Source organism: Streptomyces sp. NPDC002566, from assembly GCF_042889585.1.
GTDB lineage: Bacteria > Actinomycetota > Actinomycetes > Streptomycetales > Streptomycetaceae > Streptomyces.
On sequence record NZ_JBIARD010000010.1, the window covers coordinates 32,119 to 52,363 of the forward strand.

A 20,245-nucleotide genomic window follows, 5' to 3' on the forward strand; every position below is an offset into this window, starting at 1 on the left:
TGGGCAGGCGTGGACATCAGGCGCCGGCGGACGAGGAGCACGGCCTGTGGGTGAGTCGGCACCAGGCACGAGAGCCGCTGGTGCCAGTCGTCAGCGACCAGGCATCGGCCAAGGCATCGACGATGGCCAGTCCCCGTCCTGATTCGGCCTGCTCGTCGGGCGCGGTAGGAGAAGCGGGTGCCGGGCGGGAACAGCCGCCGTCGGTGACGGTGATCTCGATCTCCAGGCCGCCGCTGGCCAGACTCCTGCGGTCGACGCACAGAACCAACGGAGGACTGCCCGAGACGAAGGCGTTCGTCGCGAGCTCCGACCCGATCAGGCGGGCGTCAGCGAGTACGTCCGTCTCACTGCCACGCAGCGCCAGCGTCACGGCGCCCCGGGCGACCTCGGCCGCTTCCGGTCCGTACGGCAGATCCGTGATCAGGGTGGTCGTGCCGCCGCCAGCGGCGAGCCCGCGTTCGGGGGCGGAGGTTGGTCGTCCGGCATCACGGTCCAGCACATCGCCCGGTCGGCCTGGGGAGGTGCTCGTGTGCTGTCTCAAGGCCCACCTCTTTCTCCGTCGGCTCGGAAGACGGGCGCCTCCGCCGGGATCCAAGAACACAGGAGGGGGACGGTCAGGCAGGACCCGATCAGTGGGTCAACTCGGTCAACTTCCATGCGGCGGTGGTGAATCGTCCGTCCAGGGGCATCACCATGGGGCTCGCGAAGTGATGGGACGAACCACTGGAGCGAAGGGTGGTCGCACGTGGCGCCGCAGACAGGCGAGCCCAACGTCGTACTGGCGGGGTGCCTCGACGAACTCGGGTGGAGCCCGAAGGCGCTCGCTCGCAAGCTCAACCGGGTGTTCGGCGCGGGGACGGTGGCCGAGTCGGCGCCGTACCACTGGCGGGACGCCGGCTCCCTGCCGCGCTCGCCGTTGCCGATGATGGCCGCCTACGTGCTCTCCCAGGAGTTGGGTAGGAATGTCTCGGTGGCCGAACTGTGGCAGGGGCGTGTGGGCGACTCGTCAGCGCTGGTCCCCGCGGACACGGATCTCGCGCGGCCTTGGACCGCGCAGGGCATGGAGGCGATCGTGGAGGACTGGGTGATGGGAGGGCTTGTCGACCGTCGCCGGTTCCTCGCGATCTCGGGCGCGGGACTCCTCGCGATCGTCGCCCAGTACCTCGACGGCACCGCGGGACGCGGTCAGTACACGCCTCGGATGACGTCGTCGCTCGGCACCGATCCGCTCGTGGACCAGGTCGAGCAGCATCTTCCCATGCTCCAGTTGCTCGATGACGAGCACGGAGGGGCACGTCATCTGCCTTACGTTGGAGCCCAGTTCCGGGCTGTCGGGCTGCTGATTCGCGAAGGCGGCCACTCTCCGGCTGTCGCGAGCCGTCTGATCCGCGCGCTGGCGGAGATCGGCCAGTTGGCCGGCTGGATGGCCTTCGACGCGGCCGACCACGGACTGGCGCAGCGCTACTTCGTCACGGCGCTTCGGGCCGCGCATCAGGTCAATGATCTTCCCCTGTGTGCCCACATCCTGGGCGACCTGTCCTTCCAGGCGGCGAGTCGCGGACACCCCGCGGACGCCATCGCCCTCGGGGAGGCCGCCCGCCGTGCGAGCGACGCCGCCCCGCTGGCCGTCCGGGCGTCCGTCCTGTCCCGGCTCGCCTACGCGTACGCCGCCGCCGGCCGCGACAACGACTTCGCCCACACTCGTGGCGCTGCCCGCGAACTGATCGCAAGCCGAGACGGCCGCCAAGAAGAGCCCCGCTGGATGTACTTCCTCACCGACAACCACCTGGACTGTCAAGCTGGTTACGGCCTCATCCAGATGGGTCGTGCACAGCAGAAGGCGGAGAGCGGAAAGAAGGGCCAGCGCTTCCTCGCCCAGGGGACCGAGATGCTCAGATCCGGGGCGCACGACGTGCCGCGCGGCGACCCAAGCCAGCGCCGAGCCATGTTCGAGGGAGCCTGGCTGGCCCTGGGACACAGCGCGCACGGAGACCTGGAGGCAGCCTGCGAGATCGGCCAGATTGCCGCCGACCGCCTCGATGTCGTCCGCTCGCCTCGCAGCGCGGCGCTGCTCCACCAACTTGCCGCCGACCTCCGTCGCCGACAGCGCAACCCTCACGTGCGCGGCTTCCTGCCAGCCCTGGAGAACGCCCTCGCCCAACACGCCCCATCGACGCAACCCGGCCGTTAGGGTCAGGTTCATGACCGCAGGGGAGCGCGTTGTCGTTGTCGGGGCTGGGGTGGCTGGACTCACCACGGCCGTCGTTCTCGCCGAGGCCGGGGCTTCGGTGCACGTGATCGCCGAGCAGGTGCCGGGGGCCACGTCGCTGGCGGCCGGGGCGATGTGGGGGCCTTACCTGGTCGAACCGAAGGACAAGGTCGACCAGTGGGGACAACGGTCCCTGGAGATCTTCCGGGAGCTGGCCCAGGACCCGACGACGGGCGTCCGGCTCACCAGTGGCATCGAAGCATCCCGCACGGCCGAAGCCGCGCCGGACTGGGCCACCACTTTGCCTGGCTTCCGACCGTGCGAGCGGGCCGAACTCCCGGCCGGGTTCACGGCGGGCTACCGGTTCACCGTGCCACTGATCGACATGCCCACCTACCTCGACTACCTCCTGCGCCGACTCCGTGATGCCGGCGGTGTGGTCGAGCAGCGCATGCTGACTTCGCTCTCGGACGCCGGTCCGGCTTCGGCGATCGTCAACTGCGCGGGCCTCGGGGCGCGCGACCTGGTTCCGGACCCTGACCTCCGGCCCATCCGCGGCCAGCACGTCGTCGTCACCAACCCCGGGCTGACCGAGTTCTTCTCCGAGGACACCGGCCTCTCGCCCGATCTGCTGTGCTTCTATCCTCACGGCGACACCGTCGTCCTGGGCGGCACGGCGATCGACGGCGAAGGCGATCTGGCCCCTGACGACAAGGCGGCGGCCGGCATCCTCGCCCGCTGTGCCGAGGTCGAGCCCCGCCTCGCCGAGGCCCGTGTCCTAGAGCACCGGATCGGCGCGCGACCGACCCGCGCCACGGTCCGTGTGGAGGAAGAGGTGGGGGAGGACGGCACCGTGGTCGTGCACAACTACGGCCACGGAGGTGCTGGCGTCACGTTGTCGTGGGGGTGCGCCGATGAGGCTCGGGCGTTGCTCTCCGTCAAGTGATCTGCACGTGGAAGAACAGACGTTGCGACGTCCGCAGCGCGGGATCGCTCAGGGCGCCCCGACACGCTTGTAGCCGACCCACAACCGGCCACCGGTCTGCCCGAGCACCTCGTCCACGACGGCCACGAGGGGCTCGACTCGCCCGCCCAGTGCCTCCTGTAGGCCGTGGTGGAGGCGTGTGCTGAGCCCTGGCGCGGTCGTTTCAAGACGGCGTGCCAGCCACTTCCCACCGCCACCCCACGAACCGGCAACGGCCAGTGCCAGCTCACCGGTGCGTCGGACCAGTTCGGTCGCGATGAAGAGACGCTCGCTCTGGCCGTTGCTTCCCGCGAGGTCGTCGAGGAGGTCGGTGATCGCGTAGCGGCGGTCGTCGATCTCTTCCGACGACATCGGGGGAGGGCCTGCGGCGGTCAACCTCCGGGCCTGTGCGGCGAGACGCGCTCCGAGTCCGTCGGTGTCGAAGAGCAGCAGCCCGTCGGTACACATCCACAGCAGCGGTGACCGGCGCTTGCGTAGTTCCCGCTCGACGTAGGCGTGCCACGTCGCCTCGGTGTGTACGAACATCTCCACCGGCCAGTCGGCGTACTGCAGGCTCGCGCGGTACGGGGCTGGGGCTCCGTGGAGCAGGACCACGATGTCGAGGTCGGACGTGGTCGTTCGGTGGCCCGTCACGACGCTGCCGCCCAGGAACGCGGCGCGCGCTTCGGGGTGCTGTTCGTCTACGACGGCGCGTGCGGTCTCGATCGCGTCCATGCGGCAACTATCAGCACTGCCTGCACCGCGCGCACGCCGTTTTCCGCAGTGGGACCGCGATGTCTCGCGCTCTGGGTGTCAGTTCGCCGGGGGCAGACAGCAAAGATCCACGAATAGCTGGTCAGCGCCGCAAGGGCATGTGAACCTGGACGACCTTCTCGTAAAACACCAGGTCAGAGAGGTGATTGACCGTGACTGCGGCACCCCAGGGTCCCGGATTCTCCACCACCGTCGAGACCCTGCGGCTGCGTGAGTGGTTGCTCGGACCGGGCCAGGCCACGCTTGTGATGGATCAGTTCTCCGCCGACGACTTCGTCCTGGTCGTCGACGACCGCGCGGACGTGCACGTCAACTCGAAGGATGGATCCTTCTATCTCGGATGGTTTCCGTCCGGCCGTCCTGGTACCGACGGCGAGGGCTGGAAGATCGCCGTCACCGGTACGGCCAAGGTGCGCGGCTACCAGATGTCCTTCGACACCGAGACGCCGGCAGATGTTGTCGCTGCCGCAGTCGCGTGCGTGCTGGAGACCTCCCAGCGTGTGTGACAGTGATGCTCGAGTCGGCGCCCTGGGGAACCTGTCTCCGCCTGGTGAGGGCGAGAAGGGATAGCCCGGCCATCTGCCACTCGAGGCCGCCGCGAAGCCGGCCCGGTACCCCCATCCAGCTTTACGCACCGCTGGCGGCATCAAGCCCCCCAGTCCCCCAGGCCCTTGGAGACGCACCTGCATCCCGATTTCCCGATCGATCCACCCGCTCCGGCCTGCGTCCCGTCCGCGTACTGGGTCGGGCCCCGGCACCTGGCCGGTGACGACAGACGCCTCTACGACGCCGTCGCTGACACGCTCGCTGGTCTGGGCTGGACGAGCCTGACGATCGTCCGCGGGCGCCAGGAGCCGGATGAGGCGCCGGAGGAGCGTCAGGTCCTGCGCAGCACCGTCCTTCACATCGGCCCCGACTCCCTGCGGTGGGCGCAGTGGGTCCTGCCGGACGATCCGTTCCACCTGGGCAACCTGCCGATCGCCTGGCAAGTCTCCGCCCGTACGGACCCGAGCAGCCCGCTCGCCCAGTGGTCGGCCTACTTCACCCCCGATGTCCCGGGGGAGATCCTGGCCGGCTTCCTCGCCGCGCTCGACGCCCGCGACCAGCCCGCCCTGCCGTTCGGTGGCCCCGAACTGGTCCTCGACGCGGTAACGGCACACGGGTGGCTGCGCGAGGTCGACCAGCACGGCATGGGCGCGGTGGATCCGACGTTCGCCTCGCACGTTCGCCTCGGTGAGGTACCGCCCCTCATCCAGGATGGCGACCCACTCGCGCTGGTGGCTGAGGCGGACGAGGCGGCCCTGGCCGGGTGGCAGGCGTGGGCCGAGCCGGTGCTCGGAGCGGGCTACATGTGGGCCGCGTCGTTCAGCAGCAGCGTGCCGCACGACCTCGTCGCCGCGTTCGCCGACTCCCTCAGCTCCAGCGCACCGGTCCTGCGCCGGGTGCTGCCGGAGAGCACACGCGACCGGCTCCTGCGCGCTCCGGCCCGCTGAGGGCCCGTCCAACGCATGAGCGCCGGGCCTCCCCTCGGGGAGGCCCGGCTTCGTGTACCCGCCAAGTGGGCCGCCGTGGGTGTGCGGCCTGTTACTTCTCTTCGTACAGGGCGCGGAATTCGAGCGTGTCTTCCGCGGTGACAATTTCGGCCAGGTGTTCGAACTCCGCGTAGTCCTCGTCGGTCATGATGGCGACGGCGTCGCTGACCACGGATCCCTTGGGGAGCTTGGCGAAGTACTTCATGAGCAGGTCGACGAAGGCGTCCTTCATTTCGTCGAGTTCACGCTGCCATTCGTCTTCGAGCTGTATCTGCGCAATCGCGGCGGCCTTTTCCTCCGGGGTGAAGGTGATCAGCAGGTCGCGCTCGGCGCGGGTGAACGGGCGTCCGTCGCGGTGGTAGGGGCGCGTCCGGATGTCGGGGTGGTTGAGGTCCAACGTGGTGAGGAGGAGGACGACTTCGGGCCGAACGGAGGAGGGCATGGGTGGTTCCTTGTGTGGTGTCGTGAGATCGGTTTGTGCTGGCGAGAAGCAGGGTGCTCGCGGAAGGGTGGTTGCTGAGCGTGGGCCGGCGGCGGGGGTGCCGCGCGCTTGGCTGCGGTGGGGACGAGGGTGCCAAGGGCATGTTGGGAGGCTTCTGGGCACCAATGGTCCGGAGGATCGCCGGTTTGGCCAACCGCCGATCGTCGGCTATGTTTCGCCTCTTTTTCGCTGGTCAGCGCCGTCGGCTGGGGTCGTTCACGGCGCTGGTGGCCGGTTGCGTGACGGGCGCCGGGGATGCGGTGCGCCGAGTGCCCATGGTGGCCGTTGCGTCGGGGCTTGCGGGTAGGGCCAGCAGGTGGGCACTGCGGCGCAGGCGCCACACCAGGACGTTGCTGATGGAGTCGGCGGTGTCTAGCTCACGTCGTCGGGAGGCGTCGGCCAGCAGAACGGCCGGGTCGTGGCCGGCCTTCCGGACGTCGTCGAGGGTGGCGGCCAAGGCGGCCCAGCCGGCCTCGGCGCGGATCCGCTCGGCCAGCTCCGGCAGCACTTGCTGGAGCAGGGCGGCGTGCCGTTGCCGAACACGCGGCGTCAGACGCTGGCCTCGCTGCCGCAGGACAGCCATCGGCTGGGCTGCTGCGGCTTGGTAGGCGGCGCGGAGGTGTTCGGCTGCCTGCTGAGCTGCGGCGGCCTGCTGCGCGTGCTCCTTCTTCGCGTGCCAGTTCGCCGCGGCGATGGCGAGGAAGAAGGCCATGTCGATGAGCATGGCGGTGGTGGCGCCGTCTTCCCCGCGGCCGAGGGCGGTCCCGCTGTGGATGAGGTCGCGGGCGGCCTGGCGCAGGGCGCGGTCGTGCCCGCGTACGGCCCTGATGTGGGAGCGGCTGGCCCGCTCGAATGCGAAGGCTGCTTCGCGCAGCTCCTTGCGGGTGTGGGCGGCGGAGGTCTTGGCCAGCGCGTCCAGGATCTCCCCCGCCGCGGCGATCTGCGCCGCTGCCGTGCCATCGTCGCCCTGGTCGATGATCAACAAAGCCTGCCAGGTGGCGGCGCTGGCCCGACGCCGCGCGAACGCCGGACCTGTCACGTCCGGCAGGGCCGGCTGCTCCCGCCCAGAGCCGTCCGCCGAAGTGGCCTCTGCGGGAAGCGACCAGCGTTCGCGGATGCGGGGCAGGGACAGATCGGGGGCGAGCGTGGAGCCCGCGTAGAACACCGGCTCCGTCTCACCGTTGCGGTCATCGGGCAGCGCGACCTTGTAGCCGAGCAGGTCACCTGAGGGCGCGACGCGCTTGCGGATCAGCAGACCGGCGGAGGCGAGCCGGTCGAAGAACTCCTCCTCGCTGTCGGTGCCGGCCACCGTGCGCCGTACGGTCTCCCGCAGCTCCTCGCGCGCCGGGTGCTCCCTGCCGGTGCGTTCGGCCTTGTGCCGCTCGGCGCTGGTGGCCCGCTTGGCGGCGGTGCCGTCCCCGGGCGCGATCTGGTGCAGGCCGAGTTCCTTTTCGATCAGCCGGCACTCGGCCTGGGCGCGTTTACCGGATCGGTGGTGGTTAGGGCGGCGACCGTCCTCGCGGACGAGGGTGGCGATGATGTGGATGTGGTCGTCGGCATGGCGGACGGCTGCCCAGCGGCAGCCGGCGCCATCGCCGGGGTCGATGCCGGTGGCGGCGACCATGCGGCGGGCGATGTCGCCCCACTGCTCGTCGGACAGGATCGGGTCGTCGGGCGCGGCGCGCACCGAGCAGTGCCAGACGTGCTTGCCGGGACGCTGGCCCGCGTCGAGCAGGGACAGGGGCTGGTCGAGGAGGTGCTGGAGGTCCTTCTTCGTGACCGAAGGGTCGCGGCCGGGGTCGGGCGCCATGCCGTCGAAGGAAGCGACCAGGTGCGGGTCGATGTGCTCCTCGTGGGTGCCCTTGCCGTACAGGTAGTGCAGGAGCCCGAGGGTGTTGCTGCCCTGCTGATGGATCCGGGGGATCAAGCCGCCTCGCCCTCCTGCCCGTTGGCAACCCTGTCGGCTGCTCGCTGGACAGCCTGCGCGGCACGCTGCAGGTCAGCGAGGGCAGCGGCGAAGTGCGGTACATCGGCACCCGAGTTGAGAGCCTTGGCGATCTGGTTGACGTTGCCGCCCGCCCAGCCGAGCTGACGGCGCACACCGAACAGGGCAGTCAGGATGTCCCGCTCGGTGGCGATGGCCGCTGCGGTGCGGGACTGGTCGCGGGCAGCGGCCAGGGCGGAGTGGGCCAGGAACCCGGCCACGCTCATGCCGACGTGGTCGGCACCGGACTGGATGACGGCGAGTTCTAGCTCGTTGAGGCGGACGCTGTGAGCGGGGCGCTGCTTCTTGTCGCGCGGACGCGACTTCCCCTTCCTGGCCTTGCCCTTGCGGCTGGCCTTGCCTGGCTGCGGTCCGCCCTCGGTCGCAGCCTTCCCGTCCGGCGCCCCCTGGTGCCGGACGGGCCCCGCCACCCCTGGGGCGGGGTCGGGTTCGGGCGCTCCCCCTGCGGGGGAGTGTCCGGACCTCCAACTTGCTGTGCTCGGGGCGGGGGTGGTCGGCAGGGATTCCTCATGGGGCATGGGGTCTTCGTGGTGCGGGGTGTGCATGGGGCCTTTCGGTCGGGGTCTGGTTGAGAACTCTGGTGCAGGCGGGATCAGCGGGGTGGATCGCCGGCTGCGGTTTTGAGCTGGGTTTTGAACTCGCGGACGACTCGTCCGACGCCGTCGCTGGAGACGGTGTAGCCGGCGGCGCGCAGAGCGTCCTCGACCCGGTCGCGTCCGACGCTGCTGGTCTCCTCGTAGATGCGGCGGGTGTGCTTGAGGATGACCTCGTCGGAGGCACGGGATCTCCCCGCGTCGCGTTTCTTCCGGGCAGCCGCCTTCCGCTCGCGCCTGCCCGACACGCTGCCCGAGCTGCTGCCCGTCGGCGCCGGGTTTTCTTCGGCTTCTGCCCGTGCGGGCAGCCCGGGCCCCGAGTGTGAGTGCTGCGGGCGGGCAGCCGGAGGCACCTCGTCATCACCCGGGTCTGATGGGTGTGGGCGAGCAGCGTCCTCTGCCCGCGGCTGCGGTTCCCGGCGTGCGGAACGCGGGCGGCTGTGCCCGGATTCAGGTGCGGGAGACGAGGCCGGGATGTGCCAGCGCGGAGGCAGCGTGATGGTGGCGAGGCTGAGGGCCTGCTTGCGGGTGGCGAGCTTGCGCAGCAGCAGCTCGTCCTGGACCGGGTCCCCGTCGACGCCGGCCCGCTCCAGGGCCTCGTGCAGGCGCTCTGCCAGGCGTCGTTGCCGCCGCTTTCCGCGCTGGCGGTCGGTCATCGACTCGGCGCGCAGGATGAGGGCGACGGCTTCGCTCAGTGCGCGGTCGCGGATGAGGCGGGCGGCATCGGCGTCCTGGTCGGCGATGCCGAGTCGAGCCAGGAGGCGTTCGCGGGCCTGGCGGACGAGGACGGCGGCCAGGCCGCGTGAGGCGGCGTCGGGGGTGCGGTGGCGCAGCTCGATGCCCATGGCCAGGTGCCACAGCATCGCGGCCATGACGGGGCCGACGAAGGCTCGCACGGTGCCACCGACCGGCCCGGACTCGGCGTAGGCGGGCAGAACCTGGACTGCGGTGATGACCCAGGTGAGGGTGCCGGGCAGGCCCGGTGCCTGCTTCGGGCCGTTGAGGTTCTGCCGGGCCATCAGGGCGGTGGCGAACAGGGCCAGCTCGGCGGCGGCGAACATCGCGACGCGTTCGGTGGTGCCACCCATGTCGAGGTAGTCGGCGGCGAACCGCCAGCTGGTGTCCGCGCTGTACGCGGTGCAGCCGAGCGCAGCCACGGCCGCGACCGGCACCGCGGCGGTTCCACGCCAGCGGTTGGTGTGATGCCGCCGGCGGCGTTGCTGGCGGATCAGCCACCCGGCGAGCAGGCCGAGCAGCACAGGCGGGATGAGGAGCGCCACGGTCATCACCGGAGAGGTGGCCCAGTCAGGGAGGAGCGGCGTGCCGCTGATCCGTATGGCGAGGGGGACGGGGCTGAGAGGAGGCAGGAGGGGGCTCCAAGGCGTCGAGGATTGAGGGCGAAGGGCGAATCGACGGAGCGCTGCAAGCGCCTACGCGAGTGGCTGGCGCGGGCAGGGCTGGTGTGAGAGCAGGTGATGCGGCGGGGTCGGCCAGGAGAGGGCGCTGAGGCGGCCAGTCAGGCGGCGGGCGCTGTGCGGCGTCGTCGGTCGGGGCCGTCGAGGATGACGCGCTCCGTCATCTCGGCGAGGCGGGAGGCGACGCGGTCACCGAGGGTGACGCGCAGCTGCTCCATCGGAAGGTTGGTGGTGATGAGGGTGGGGAGCATGTGCTCGTACCGGTGGTTGATGAGCCGGTAGGTCAGCTCCTCGGTCCATTCGCTGGTCTTGGCCGCGCCGAGGTCGTCCAGGAACAGCAGCGGGCAGCGCGCCAGGGTCTGCAGCTCCCGTTCGGCGTCGTGGCCGGCGCGGGGGCGCAGGCGCGCGTGGAAGTCGGCGGTGGTGGTCGCTTCCCAGCGCAGACGGACCCCTCGGGCGAGCAGGGTGCGGATGGCGCCGTACGCCTGGTATGTCTTGCCCGTGCCCGTGGGGCCGGCGATCAGCAGCGACGGGCCCTCAGCGATGCCCGGCCCACCGGGGCCGGGGCGTCCGGCGCGGGCGATCTCGTCGGCCCAGGCGGTGACCTTCGGGTGGTCGGCCAGGGCGGGGCGGTAGCGGGCGGGGATCCTGGCGTCGGCGAGTTCCAGCGCGGTGACGGGCTCGACGTGCCCTTCCTCGACGGCGGCGGTGGCGAGGTCGATGCCGCGACTGGCAAGGATGCCGTTGAGCCGGTCGGCGAGCGGGCCGACCCGGTGGGGCTCGCGGGTGAGGGTGGCGGTCAGAGGTCACCTCCGTAGGCGGCTTCGACATCGGCGGGGTTTGTCCACGCCCTGTGGACAACCGGCGCGGCGGGGGCCGCGTTCATGGCCTCGTGCACGAGGCTCGGCAGAGTGCTGGGGTGCAGGCCCTTGGCGCGGTGCCGTTCCAGGCCGGCCCGGATGTGGGCGGGGGCGATGCCCTCGCCGAGCAGCTTGCGCACCTCGCGAGCGAGATGGCCCAGGACGTCCTTGGGCGGACGGTGTGTGCAAGCGGCGGCGTACTCGGCGATGAGCTCGCTGGCCGAGACGGCGTGGGGTGCGGGGGCGCTCGCGCCCCCCGAAGGGGTATTTCCTAGATCCATGATCCTAGGTCCTAGATCCGGACGCTGAGGCGTCACCGCTCCCTCACTGAGCTCTCCCCGCTGTCTCACGGAGAGCTCACTGAAATCGCCCTGACCTGCTATTTCGTCATCGGTGCCCGGATTCACCGCAGGCTCGCGTATTCGCCCGGAGCCCTCACGGAGGGCTCCGTGAGGCTGCGGTGCGGGCTCCGTGATGCCGGCTCCCGCAGTCGGCGCATCGACGCCGGGCGCGGTGCGAGCCTGCGTGTCGTGGTGCGGGCAGGCGGGAAGGCGGCTCGCGCTGGGGCGATTGATCTTCTGATGCTGCCGCCAGGTGACGATGTGCAGGTAGCGCTTGTCGCCCGGGCCCTTGTACCGGCATATCAGCCCGGCGTCGGCGAGCTGGGCGAGGTCCTGCTCGACAGCGCCAGGCGTGTGTTCCGGGCGCAGTACCCACAGCTGCCCGGCGATGATCGCGGCGTGGTCGCGGTGCCGGCCCTGGTCGTCAGCCTGGGTGAGAAGGCCGAAGAAGGTGCGCTCGGCGGTCAGGGAGACGGCGGCCAGGGACTCGGAGACGAAGGCTTCCGGCTTGATGGTGCGGATTCGTGCCAAGAGGGGCGGTCCTCACTCGGTGGCCGGTGGGCTGGGTGCCCACGGTTCACCGTCGGTTGGGGGCGGGTCGGGCGTGAAGAGGCGTGGAGTGTCTGGCCGTTGACGCTGGGAGCGTTGATGGACGCTCGCGCTTTCCGGGGTGTCGTCAACATAGCCACACCTAGGTCGCGCAAGTCCAGCCCTATCCGGCGCAATCTCTCACGGCAGAAATGCCGCTGGAAATCGAGTCGGCGAGGGCGGTGCGAAAACGGTAGGGCACGATCGGCGGTTGACCAAATAGTTGCCCCGCATCCCGAGCCAGAAGGATCACATCGGGAAGCCGTTGACGTCCTGCGAGTGACGAAGCTACAACACAACACCCCACGTCAGAGAGGGTCTCTGATGCCGGGTCCCGTTCGGGGATCCGGCCTTGCGCAGCACCCCGACCGCCTCGCTCACCGATTGAGTGCGGCGCAACATAGCCGACGATCTGCGGTTATCCAAACCGCCGAATGCACGCTACAACTGGGAGCTATGGCAGCACGATCTCTGGAAATAGGACCCGCAGGATTGACGGTGGCCCGCACCATCGAAAACCTCCGCATCGAACGCGGCCTTGGGCAGCGCCAACTCGCCGCGCGCTGTACCGCTTTGGGCGGCCCTATGTCCAACACGATGCTGTCCCGCATCGAACTCGCCAAGCGGCGATGCGATATCGACGACCTCGTCGCCATCGCCGCAGCCCTGCAGGTGTCACCCGCCGCCCTCCTCCAGGGGCCGGGCGCCGCCTGACCTGCCCACGCAGCCCTCCCCGACCTCCCGACCAGGAGCCGCCCCCTTGCACCGATCCACGCCCGCGCCCGTGCCCCACAGGCCGTCCGACGCCCCTCCGCCCCGCCTCTACCGCCCCGAGGAGATCGCCGACACCCTCGGCTGCTCGGCCTGGTGGGTCAAGGACCGCGCGCGACGGCGCCTGATACCGCACACCCGGGTTGGCCGCGCCTACCGCTTCACCGCCGGGCATCTCGCCGAGATCATCCGTCTCTACGAGGAGCGCCCGGCCCAGCCCGCGCAGACAGCCGCACGGGCGACCGAGCCGCTCTCCGAGCCCGGTACGCAGACCGGCTCCGCGCAACCTCGCCGCCCTGCCGTGGCGCCAGCGACCCGCCTGCGGGCCCGCCCGCCGCGTCGACAGCAGCAGTACGGCACTGTCGCGTGACCCGATCCAATCTGCTGTAGCCGAGGACAAGGAAGAGGGGGACAGCGAGACTTGGGTTTCGCGGAGAAGCGCGGAAACTACTGGCGCGGCCGGTACAAGGTCGCGCCCGGCAAGCACAACACGGTCGTCGACGAGAACGGCAAGGCGATCAGGTTCGCCACCAAGGGCGAGGCCCAGCGGGCAGCGGCTGAGGCTGAGAACAAGTACCGTCGCGGCGACTGGCGCGACCCAGCCCTCGGCCATGAGACCTTCGGCGAGTACGCGAACCGTTGGTACGAGGCCCAGGACCTGGCCGCCTCCACCATGCAGAACTACAAGCGCCACATCGAAGAGCACCTCCTCCCCGAGTTCGAGGACAAGGCGCTCGCCGGCATCCTGCGCACGGACGTCGACCTGTGGGAGAAGAAGGAGAAGGCCCTCTATGCCGCCTCCAGCGTCAAGACTTGGCGCTCGACGCTCCACCTGATCTTCGAAGACGCGATCGACGAGGGCCTGATCACGTCCAACCCAGCCGCCCGGCGGCGCGGAAGGGGCAAGCGCGCCGGCCGCTCCCGGGACCGTGGTCCGGAGAAGGTGGTCACCGACGCGCTCGGCATCCTGCTGACCGCCGAGCGCGCCGCCCTGCTCTCCGGCCGCGACGACGAGTTCGTCGCCGTGGTCCTCAAGGGGTACACCGGCATGCGCTGGGGCGAGATCGTCGGCCTGGAGACCGCGTTCGTCCGCCCTGGAGCCGTCCGGGTCGAGTGGCAGCTGTACGAGCTCGACACAGGGGAGCTGGTGCGCTGCCCGCCGAAGGACGACAGCTACCGCACCATCGACTCGATGGACTGGCTGTCCGCGCTGGTCGCCAACCACATCGCCCGCATAAAGCCCAAGCCGTGCCCCTGCCACGGCAAGACCTACGTCTTCCGAGGACAGGGTGCGGCCCGTACCGGGGGCCACCAGGGCGCGAAGCTCGTCGACGTCGCCCGTCGTGCCGGCGTTTCGAATGGCACGGTGTCCAACGTCCTCAACCACCCCGAACGGGTCACCGAGGCCACGCGAACGAAGGTCGAGCAGACCATCACGGACCTCCGGTTCGTCCGGGGCGGCGTCGTACCGGAGCATGCCGCTCACTGGCGCAGGAACGGTTTCGCGACCTGGCTGTTCACGCCGGCGGTCTCCGGCTGGTACCCGAAGAAGGCACCACAGGAGCCACGGCCGGTGTCCTTGCTCGGCGAGCCGTGGCCCGGTGTCCCAGCACGGGGGCGGGGTGCCAGCGATCGGGCCGACGCCTGCTGGCTCCCGATAGCCAAGGGGCTCACGCCCCACGGCCTTCGCCACACCCACCGGACGATGATGGAGGACCTGGGAACCGAGAAGGTGCTCATGGACGAACGCATGGGCCACATCGACGGCTCGGTCTCGGCGCGCTATGCCCACGTCACCCCAGGAATGCGGCAGCGCCTCAAGCTGGGGCTGACCGAGCAATGGGAGTCGGCGCTTGAAGTCAGACTGGCACTGCGCCCGACGTCACCAGTGCGCCTGCTGAATGATCTCCTGCGCGCCCGCGCGGTCGCCCTTCGGTAGCGCTAGGCTGCCCCGCAGCATGCCTGCGGGGCAGTGTCTTTGCCTCGGGGAGCGGCGTCCGGACGCCCCTGTTTCAGCCCGCGACCTTTGGGGCTCGCCGTTAGGGGAGACATGGCGTCGGCGCGGTGATCGCCGTCAAGGCTCGCTCCTCAGAGCTCGTAATCTTGCTGAGGTGCCCTGGTCAGTCTTGACCGATGTGATGATTCGACCGCTCGTGCCGTGTGACGACTCGGCCGTGGATCGTGGACGACGACTTGTGGGCGGATTGAACCGCTGCTCACTCTGGCCCAAGCGGTCACCGGGGCCGAAGCTGGTGGATGGCCAGCTGTGCCTGCAGGGCATCTTGTATGTCCTGTACCAGGACACTGCCCGGCAACCCTGCCCCATGGATCATGATCGCGTTACCGGATCTCAGAAGACCTGTGCGCGACGCCCACCCTCGCACGTGAGCCGTGCAAACGAATGCCGCAATTGCCCTGCACTAGGCCGTGGCACCGGGTAGCTTTCCCTGTCTTGGGGATGCCGGGAGCCTGTCTGCGCCCGGCCGAGCGGGGAGGTGCGGGAGCGGTGGGTAAATCGGCAACTGTGCTCGGCCGGGAGATCGGCAGAACCGGGCGGGAGATGAACGTGCTGCTGCACAGGTATGGCTACCTGACAGGCGAGCCAGGTGCGTACTCCCTAACCGACAAGGGAGAGAAGTACGGCAGCCAAGAGGATCATTACAGGGGCAACGTCAGGTCCCTGCACTATTACCGCCAGTGGACCACAACGACATGGAGCGATGAGACTCTCGCGGCTCTGCTGAACGACATGGCCAATGCGCCAACTCCGCCCGAGCCCGCCGAGTCGTTCCCTGACGACGACGTGACCGTCGCCGAAGCCGAGCCGGTCGGTGCCACTGACCAGGGTGCACCCGGTAGCACTGGTATGCATGTCGATCTGCGAACGGTTGCGATCACTGCTGCGCTGCTGGTCGGGGCGAAGGCTGCGCAGATCGCGGCTCCGCACGCGCGACGCTGGTGGTCTGAAACTGCCGTGCCCGCGACATCGCGCGTGCTGAAGCGACTGAAGCGGCAGGACCCGTCGGACAACGACGCCGAGCCGTAAGCCTGAGTCCGCTGTCGCGGTAGAACGCGTCAACGGTTTCTCCGTGACATGTCAGGCGCTGCCATGGTGGGGAGGAAGGGGAGCGACCAGGGGAGCCGGGTTCCGACGTTGGCTCCCAAACGGCTCCCAAAAAAGCCCCCGGAACCACTCAGGGGCCCGACCCGCTAAGCGGATCAGGCCCCTGACCTGGTACTACGGCGTCGGGGTGGCGGGATTTGAACCCACGACCTCTTCGTCCCGAACGAAGCGCGCTGCCAAGCTGCGCTACACCCCGATGTCACTGCTGTCGCGGTGACGTCGTTTACTTTAGCCCACTGGTGGCCGGAGACGAAATCCGGTTTTGCGGTGGTGCCGCAGGGGGCCGGGGACGTTGCCGGCGGGGCGGGGGCGGGGCGCTCTGCGTCCCGGTTCGGGCCTCCGCTACTCCTTTTCGATCAGCGTCAGCAGCGTCGCCTCCGGCGGGCAGGCGAAACGTACCGGGGTGTAGCGGCTCGTGCCGCAGCCGGCCGAGACGTGCAGGTACGACGTGCGGCCCTCCGCCGTGTGCGTGGACAGCCCCTTCACGCGGTCGGTGTCCAGGTCGCAGTTGGTGACGAGGGCGCCGTAGAACGGGATGCACAGCTGGCCGCCGTGAGTGTGGCCGGCGAGGATCAGCGGGTAGTCGTCCGCCGTGAACGCGTCCAGCGTCCGCAGGTACGGGGCGTGCACCACGCCCATCGAGAAGTCCACGCCGCTCGACGGTCCGCCGGCCACCCGCGCGTACCGGTCCCGCTTGATGTGCGGGTCGTCCAGTCCCGTCAGCTCCACCGACGCGCCCTCGGTCTTCAGCGTGCCGCGCGCGTTCGTCAGGTTCAGCCAGCCCGCGCCGTCGAAAGCGTCGCGCAGGTCCTCCCACGGGTTGTGGACGACGTCGACGGCCGGCGGGTTGCCGTTCAGGCCGTGACGGCCCTGGGCCTTCTCCAGCAGGTACCGGGCGGGGTTGCGCAGCTTCGGGCCGTAGTAGTCGTTGGAGCCGAAGACGTACGCGCCGGGGAACTCCATCAGCGGGCCGAGCGCGTCCAGGACCTCCGGGACGCCCTCCGGGTCGGACAGGTTGTCGCCCGTGTTGATCACGAAGTCGGGGCGCAGGCCGGCCAGCGAGCGCAGCCAGCGCTGCTTCTTGCGCTGCCCGCTCACCATGTGGATGTCGGAGACCTGCAACACGCGCAGGGGGCGCATCCCGGAGGGCAGGACGGGGACCGTCACCCTCCGCAGGCGGAAGGAGCGGGCCTCGAAACCCGCCGCGTACACCAGACCGGCGGCGCCTGCCGCCGCGAGGGACAGTGGTACTCCGTATCGCGCGCGCATACGTCCATCGTGTCAGACGGAGGACGTGGTTCCGACCTCGCGGCCCCCTGAGACCTCCCTCGGTCGTCCCCCAAGTGCCCCTGAGTCGCCGCCCCTTAAATGTACGGGCGCCGCGCCGTGCGCACCTGCGACAATCTCACCTATGACCACGCTCAAGTCGAAGCTGCAGGAAGACCTCAACGCCGCGATCAAGGAGCGCGACGAGCTCCGCTCCTCGACGCTCCGGCTGACGCTCGCCGCGATCACCAAGGAGGAGGTCGCGGGCAAGGAGAAGCGCGAGCTCTCCGACGACGAGGTGCAGAAGGTGATCACCCGCGAGGCGAAGAAGCGGCGGGAGGCCGCCGAGGCCTTCGCGCAGGGTGGTCGCGCCGAGTCGGCCGAGCGGGAGAAGGCGGAGGGCGAGGTCCTCGCCGAGTACCTGCCCAAGCAGCTCAGCGACGAGGAGCTGGACGGCATCGTCGCCCAGGCCGTCCAGGAGGCGAAGGCCGCCGGGGCCGAGGGTCCGCGGGCCATGGGCGCCGTCATGAAGATCGTGAACCCGAAGGTGGCCGGCCTGGCCGAGGGCGGTCGTGTCGCCGCCGCGGTCAAGAAGCTTCTCGCCGGCTGACGGGTCCGTAGGCCACCAGCCTGTCCGTGCGTCAGTAGGCCACCTGCCCGTCCTTGGGGCCCTAGGCCACCTGCCTGCCCGTGCGTCCGTAGGCAACCAGGCTGCCCGTGCGGCCCAGCCGGTGCACGCCACCCGCCCCGCCCAAACCGACGGCCCCCGCCTCCCGTAAGGGAAGCAGGGGCCGTTCGTCACGCGTGAGCAGGTCCGCGGCTCAGGAGCCGCCCGCCCGCTCAGCCGGGCGCGGCGGTGTCCTCACCGGCGTCCGCCGGAGCCGTTGCGTCCGTGGTTCCCGCCGTTGCCCTGTCCCTGGAACAGGTTGTCCGGGAGGGTGATGCCGCCGTTCGCGGCACCGCCGTTCGACGCGCCGCCGTTGAAGAGGCCTCCGATGAAGCCCTCGTTGCCGTTGCCGCCGTTGTTCCCCTTGTTCCCGTCGTTGCCGCGGCCGTCGCCGTTCCCGTCGCCCTTCCGCTCGGGGGCGGGGTCCGGGATGTCGACCATGGTGAACTGCCCGGCCTCCTTGCCCTCCAGCGCGCCGGTCATGGCGTCCCGCCAGATGGGGCCGGGGGTGTCGCCGCCGTAGACCTGGGAGTGGTAGCGGCCGCCGATGGTGATGTTGGTCATCTTGACCTTCTGGGTGGCGCTGCCGACCCAGACGGCGCCCGAGAGGTTCGGGGTGTAGCCGACGAACCAGGCGTTCTTGCGCTCGTCCGTCGTACCCGTCTTGCCGGCGTTGTCACGGCCGGACAGACCTGCCTGACGGCCCGTGCCGGAGTCCGTCACACCACTGAGCAGCGTGTTGATGCTGTCCGCGGTCTTCTCGCTCATCGCGCGCGAGCAGGTCGACTTCGGGACCTCGAGCGACTTCTTCTGGCCGCCCACGGTCTGGGTGATGGACTCGATGGCGATCGGCGTGCAGTACATGCCGCGCGAGGCGAACGCGGCGTACGCGCTCGCCATCGTCAGCGGCGAGAGGCCGGTCGAACCGAGCGTCATCGACGACGGCACCTCGGGCACCTTGTCGCCGTTGCCCTGGACCACACCGAGGGCGTTGGTCATCTTCACCACCGGGCACATGCCGATGTCGGCGAGCATCTGCACGAAGTAGGTGTTGACCGAGAGCTCCATCGCCTTCTTCAACTCGAACGGGCCGACCTCGGTCTCCGACTCGTTCTCCAGCTTGTACTTCGGCCTGCCGTCGTTGACCCAGGGCCTGCCGCTGCACGTCTGGACGGTGTCCGGGTACGGCATCTCGTACGGCGCGGGGTAGGCCTGGTTGACGGGCCGGCCCTGCTCCAGCGCGGCCGCGGCCACGAACGGCTTGAACGTCGAACCCGTCGGGAAGCCGAAGTTCGAACCGCCCATCGCCTTGTTGACCGAGTAGTTGTACTCGGTCTCGTTCTTGCCGTAGCCGTACGGCTTCGACTGGCCCATGCCGAGGATCTTGCCGGTGCCGGGCTCCACCATGGTGGCGGCCGCGGCGACCTTGTCCGTCTTGTAGACGTGGTCCTTCAGCGACTCCTGGACGGATTTCTGGGTCTGCGGGTCGAGCGTCGTGCGGATGGTCAGGCCGCCCTGGTTCCAGACCTTGGACCGCTCCTCCTTCGTCTTTCCGAAGACCGGGTCGCTGAGGAAGACCCGCTCCACGTACTTGCAGAAGAAGCTGGCGCCCTGGACGGCCGTGATGCAGCCGTTCTTCGGCTTGGTGACCTTCAGGCCCAGCGGGGCCTTCTGCGCCTTGGCCGCGTCGGCCGCCGAGACGTCGCCGACCTCGGCCATGCGCTGCAGCACGGTGTTGCGGCGCTTGGTGGCCTCGGCCTCGTCGTTGACCGGGTCGTAGCGGCTCGGCGACTGGACGATGCCGGCCAGCAGGGCCGCCTCCGGGAGGGTCAGGTCCTTGGCGCGCTTGGAGAAGTACCGCTGGGAGGCGGCCTCCACGCCGTAGGCCTGCTGCCCGAAGAAGGTGATGTTCAGGTAGTTCTCGAGGATCTTCTTCTTGCCGAGCTCCTCCTCGACCTGGATCGCGTACTTCAGCTCGCGGATCTTGCGGCCGATGGTCTGCTGGATGGCCTGCGCGACCTTCGTCGGGTCGTCGCCGGCCTCCTCGACGAAGACGTTCTTCACGTACTGCTGGGTGAGCGTGGACGCGCCCTGGGCCACTTCTCCGCTGCGCGCGTTCTTGTTGAGCGCGCGCAGGACGCCCTTGAGGTCCACCGCCCCGTGCTCGTAGAAGCGGGAGTCCTCGATGGCGACGATCGCCTTCTGCATGTACGGCGAGATGTTCGCGAGGTCGACGACCGTGCGGTCACGGGAGTAGACCGTGGCGATCGGCTTGCCCTGGGCGTCGAGGATCGAGGTGCGCTGGCTCAGCGGCGGTGTCTTGAGGTTGGCCGGGAGCTCGTCGAAGGACTCCACGGTCCCCTTGGCGGCCAGGCCCAGCGCGCCGAACGCCGGCAGCGCGATGCCGGCCAGCACGGCTCCCGAGAGCACACTGACACCGAGGAACTTGGCGGCCTGCTGCGTCGCCGTCAGGCCACCACCCGAGCGCTTTTTTGGCATGGGGGCAGCCTACGTTCTCATTCGCCGGACACGCGTATAGGCGTTGGCCTAAGCTGCTCTCAACTGTCACAGCAGCAGGGCTACGTATCAATACGTCCGGCGACCCCGAATCGTTCCGGAAGTTCCCCGGTTTTTTTGACGGGGGCGTGTCCGAAT

General features: G+C 69.7%; 19 protein-coding genes and 1 tRNA gene. 9 read left to right on the forward strand and 11 right to left on the reverse strand.

Features of this window, described 5'->3' with window-relative positions:
• Window positions 1–16: 16 nt before the first annotated feature.
• Window positions 17–541, reverse strand: a complete 525-nt coding sequence (locus ACFYXA_RS31645) for an ATP-binding protein (RefSeq protein ID WP_351890740.1) — start codon at window positions 539–541, stop codon at window positions 17–19.
• 204 nt (window positions 542–745) lie between these two features.
• On the opposite strand from ACFYXA_RS31645, the gene ACFYXA_RS31650 reads away from it, so the two are divergent.
• Complete coding sequence (locus ACFYXA_RS31650; protein WP_389039381.1) at window positions 746–2,191, forward strand: carph-isopro domain-containing protein; 1,446 nt, start codon at window positions 746–748, stop codon at window positions 2,189–2,191.
• Window positions 2,192–2,201: 10 nt separating this feature from the next.
• Window positions 2,202–3,155 (forward strand): FAD-dependent oxidoreductase, encoded by a 954-nt coding sequence (locus tag ACFYXA_RS31655; RefSeq protein ID WP_389039384.1) that lies wholly within the window; start codon window positions 2,202–2,204, stop codon window positions 3,153–3,155.
• Window positions 3,156–3,203: 48 nt separating this feature from the next.
• On the opposite strand, the gene ACFYXA_RS31660 is transcribed toward ACFYXA_RS31655, so the two are convergent.
• Window positions 3,204–3,908 (reverse strand): nucleotidyltransferase domain-containing protein, encoded by a 705-nt coding sequence (locus ACFYXA_RS31660; RefSeq protein WP_389039387.1) that lies wholly within the window; start codon window positions 3,906–3,908, stop codon window positions 3,204–3,206.
• Between the two features lie 191 nt (window positions 3,909–4,099).
• Between ACFYXA_RS31660 and ACFYXA_RS31665 the strand changes: the two genes are divergently transcribed.
• The gene (locus tag ACFYXA_RS31665; protein WP_389039390.1) at window positions 4,100–4,453 is read left to right on the forward strand and encodes a DUF317 domain-containing protein; all 354 of its coding nucleotides are present in this window, start codon (window positions 4,100–4,102) and stop codon (window positions 4,451–4,453) included.
• 165 nt (window positions 4,454–4,618) lie between these two features.
• Window positions 4,619–5,440 carry a DUF317 domain-containing protein gene (locus ACFYXA_RS31670; RefSeq protein WP_389039393.1) on the forward strand — a complete coding sequence of 274 codons (822 nt, stop codon included), beginning with the start codon at window positions 4,619–4,621 and terminating at the stop codon, window positions 5,438–5,440.
• Between the two features lie 91 nt (window positions 5,441–5,531).
• On the opposite strand, the gene ACFYXA_RS31675 is transcribed toward ACFYXA_RS31670, so the two are convergent.
• From ACFYXA_RS31675 to ACFYXA_RS31700, 6 genes are all read right to left on the reverse strand, one after another.
• Window positions 5,532–5,921 (reverse strand): hypothetical protein, encoded by a 390-nt coding sequence (locus ACFYXA_RS31675; RefSeq protein ID WP_389039396.1) that lies wholly within the window; start codon window positions 5,919–5,921, stop codon window positions 5,532–5,534.
• A 232-nt stretch (window positions 5,922–6,153) separates the two neighbouring features.
• Window positions 6,154–7,887 (reverse strand): relaxase/mobilization nuclease domain-containing protein, encoded by a 1,734-nt coding sequence (locus tag ACFYXA_RS31680; RefSeq protein ID WP_389039399.1) that lies wholly within the window; start codon window positions 7,885–7,887, stop codon window positions 6,154–6,156.
• Window positions 7,884–8,375, reverse strand: coding sequence for a mobilization protein (locus tag ACFYXA_RS31685; protein WP_389039402.1), 492 nt, complete (start codon window positions 8,373–8,375; stop codon window positions 7,884–7,886). The genes ACFYXA_RS31680 and ACFYXA_RS31685 overlap by 4 nt, the downstream gene beginning before the upstream one ends.
• 182 nt (window positions 8,376–8,557) lie before the next feature.
• Window positions 8,558–9,844, reverse strand: a complete 1,287-nt coding sequence (locus ACFYXA_RS31690; protein WP_389039405.1) for a hypothetical protein — start codon at window positions 9,842–9,844, stop codon at window positions 8,558–8,560.
• A 230-nt stretch (window positions 9,845–10,074) separates the two neighbouring features.
• Window positions 10,075–10,776: an ATP-binding protein gene (locus tag ACFYXA_RS31695; protein WP_389039683.1), complete on the reverse strand. Its 702-nt coding sequence runs from the start codon at window positions 10,774–10,776 to the stop codon at window positions 10,075–10,077.
• Window positions 10,773–11,705 (reverse strand): hypothetical protein, encoded by a 933-nt coding sequence (locus tag ACFYXA_RS31700; RefSeq protein ID WP_389039408.1) that lies wholly within the window; start codon window positions 11,703–11,705, stop codon window positions 10,773–10,775. Before ACFYXA_RS31700 ends, ACFYXA_RS31695 begins: the two co-directional genes overlap by 4 nt.
• 513 nt (window positions 11,706–12,218) lie before the next feature.
• Between ACFYXA_RS31700 and ACFYXA_RS31705 the strand changes: the two genes are divergently transcribed.
• The 4 genes from ACFYXA_RS31705 (at window position 12,219) to ACFYXA_RS31720 (ending at window position 15,579) form a co-directional block, all read left to right on the forward strand.
• Window positions 12,219–12,476, forward strand: coding sequence for a helix-turn-helix domain-containing protein (locus ACFYXA_RS31705; protein ID WP_389039412.1), 258 nt, complete (start codon window positions 12,219–12,221; stop codon window positions 12,474–12,476).
• A gap of 70 nt (window positions 12,477–12,546) precedes the next feature.
• Window positions 12,547–12,903, forward strand: a complete 357-nt coding sequence (locus ACFYXA_RS31710; protein ID WP_389039415.1) for a helix-turn-helix domain-containing protein — start codon at window positions 12,547–12,549, stop codon at window positions 12,901–12,903.
• 51 nt (window positions 12,904–12,954) lie between these two features.
• The gene (locus ACFYXA_RS31715) at window positions 12,955–14,472 is read left to right on the forward strand and encodes a LacI family DNA-binding transcriptional regulator (RefSeq protein ID WP_389039418.1); all 1,518 of its coding nucleotides are present in this window, start codon (window positions 12,955–12,957) and stop codon (window positions 14,470–14,472) included.
• 567 nt (window positions 14,473–15,039) lie between these two features.
• Complete coding sequence (locus tag ACFYXA_RS31720) at window positions 15,040–15,579, forward strand: hypothetical protein (protein WP_389039422.1); 540 nt, start codon at window positions 15,040–15,042, stop codon at window positions 15,577–15,579.
• A gap of 200 nt (window positions 15,580–15,779) precedes the next feature.
• Here ACFYXA_RS31720 and ACFYXA_RS31725 read toward each other — a convergent pair.
• A tRNA-Pro gene (locus tag ACFYXA_RS31725) sits at window positions 15,780–15,853 on the reverse strand.
• 146 nt (window positions 15,854–15,999) lie between these two features.
• A complete protein-coding gene (locus tag ACFYXA_RS31730; protein WP_389039425.1) occupies window positions 16,000–16,926 on the reverse strand; it encodes a metallophosphoesterase in 927 nt (308 codons plus the stop codon).
• A gap of 142 nt (window positions 16,927–17,068) precedes the next feature.
• On the opposite strand from ACFYXA_RS31730, the gene ACFYXA_RS31735 reads away from it, so the two are divergent.
• Window positions 17,069–17,533, forward strand: coding sequence for a GatB/YqeY domain-containing protein (locus tag ACFYXA_RS31735; RefSeq protein ID WP_130438556.1), 465 nt, complete (start codon window positions 17,069–17,071; stop codon window positions 17,531–17,533).
• Window positions 17,534–17,785: 252 nt separating this feature from the next.
• On the opposite strand, the gene ACFYXA_RS31740 is transcribed toward ACFYXA_RS31735, so the two are convergent.
• Window positions 17,786–20,089, reverse strand: coding sequence for a transglycosylase domain-containing protein (locus ACFYXA_RS31740; RefSeq protein WP_352244817.1), 2,304 nt, complete (start codon window positions 20,087–20,089; stop codon window positions 17,786–17,788).
• Between the last annotated feature and the right edge of the window lie 156 nt (window positions 20,090–20,245).

Coding starts and splice junctions, on each gene's coding strand:
- ACFYXA_RS31655 (WP_389039384.1), top strand. CDS start 2,202: ATGACCGCAGGGGAGCGCGTTGTCGTTGTCGGGGCTGGGGTGGCTGGA.
- ACFYXA_RS31660 (WP_389039387.1), bottom strand. CDS start 3,908: ATGGACGCGATCGAGACCGCACGCGCCGTCGTAGACGAACAGCACCCC.
- ACFYXA_RS31675 (WP_389039396.1), bottom strand. CDS start 5,921: ATGCCCTCCTCCGTTCGGCCCGAAGTCGTCCTCCTCCTCACCACGTTG.
- ACFYXA_RS31690 (WP_389039405.1), bottom strand. CDS start 9,844: ATGACCGTGGCGCTCCTCATCCCGCCTGTGCTGCTCGGCCTGCTCGCC.
- ACFYXA_RS31705 (WP_389039412.1), top strand. CDS start 12,219: ATGGCAGCACGATCTCTGGAAATAGGACCCGCAGGATTGACGGTGGCC.
- ACFYXA_RS31730 (WP_389039425.1), bottom strand. CDS start 16,926: ATGCGCGCGCGATACGGAGTACCACTGTCCCTCGCGGCGGCAGGCGCC.
- ACFYXA_RS31735 (WP_130438556.1), top strand. CDS start 17,069: ATGACCACGCTCAAGTCGAAGCTGCAGGAAGACCTCAACGCCGCGATC.
- ACFYXA_RS31740 (WP_352244817.1), bottom strand. CDS start 20,089: ATGCCAAAAAAGCGCTCGGGTGGTGGCCTGACGGCGACGCAGCAGGCC.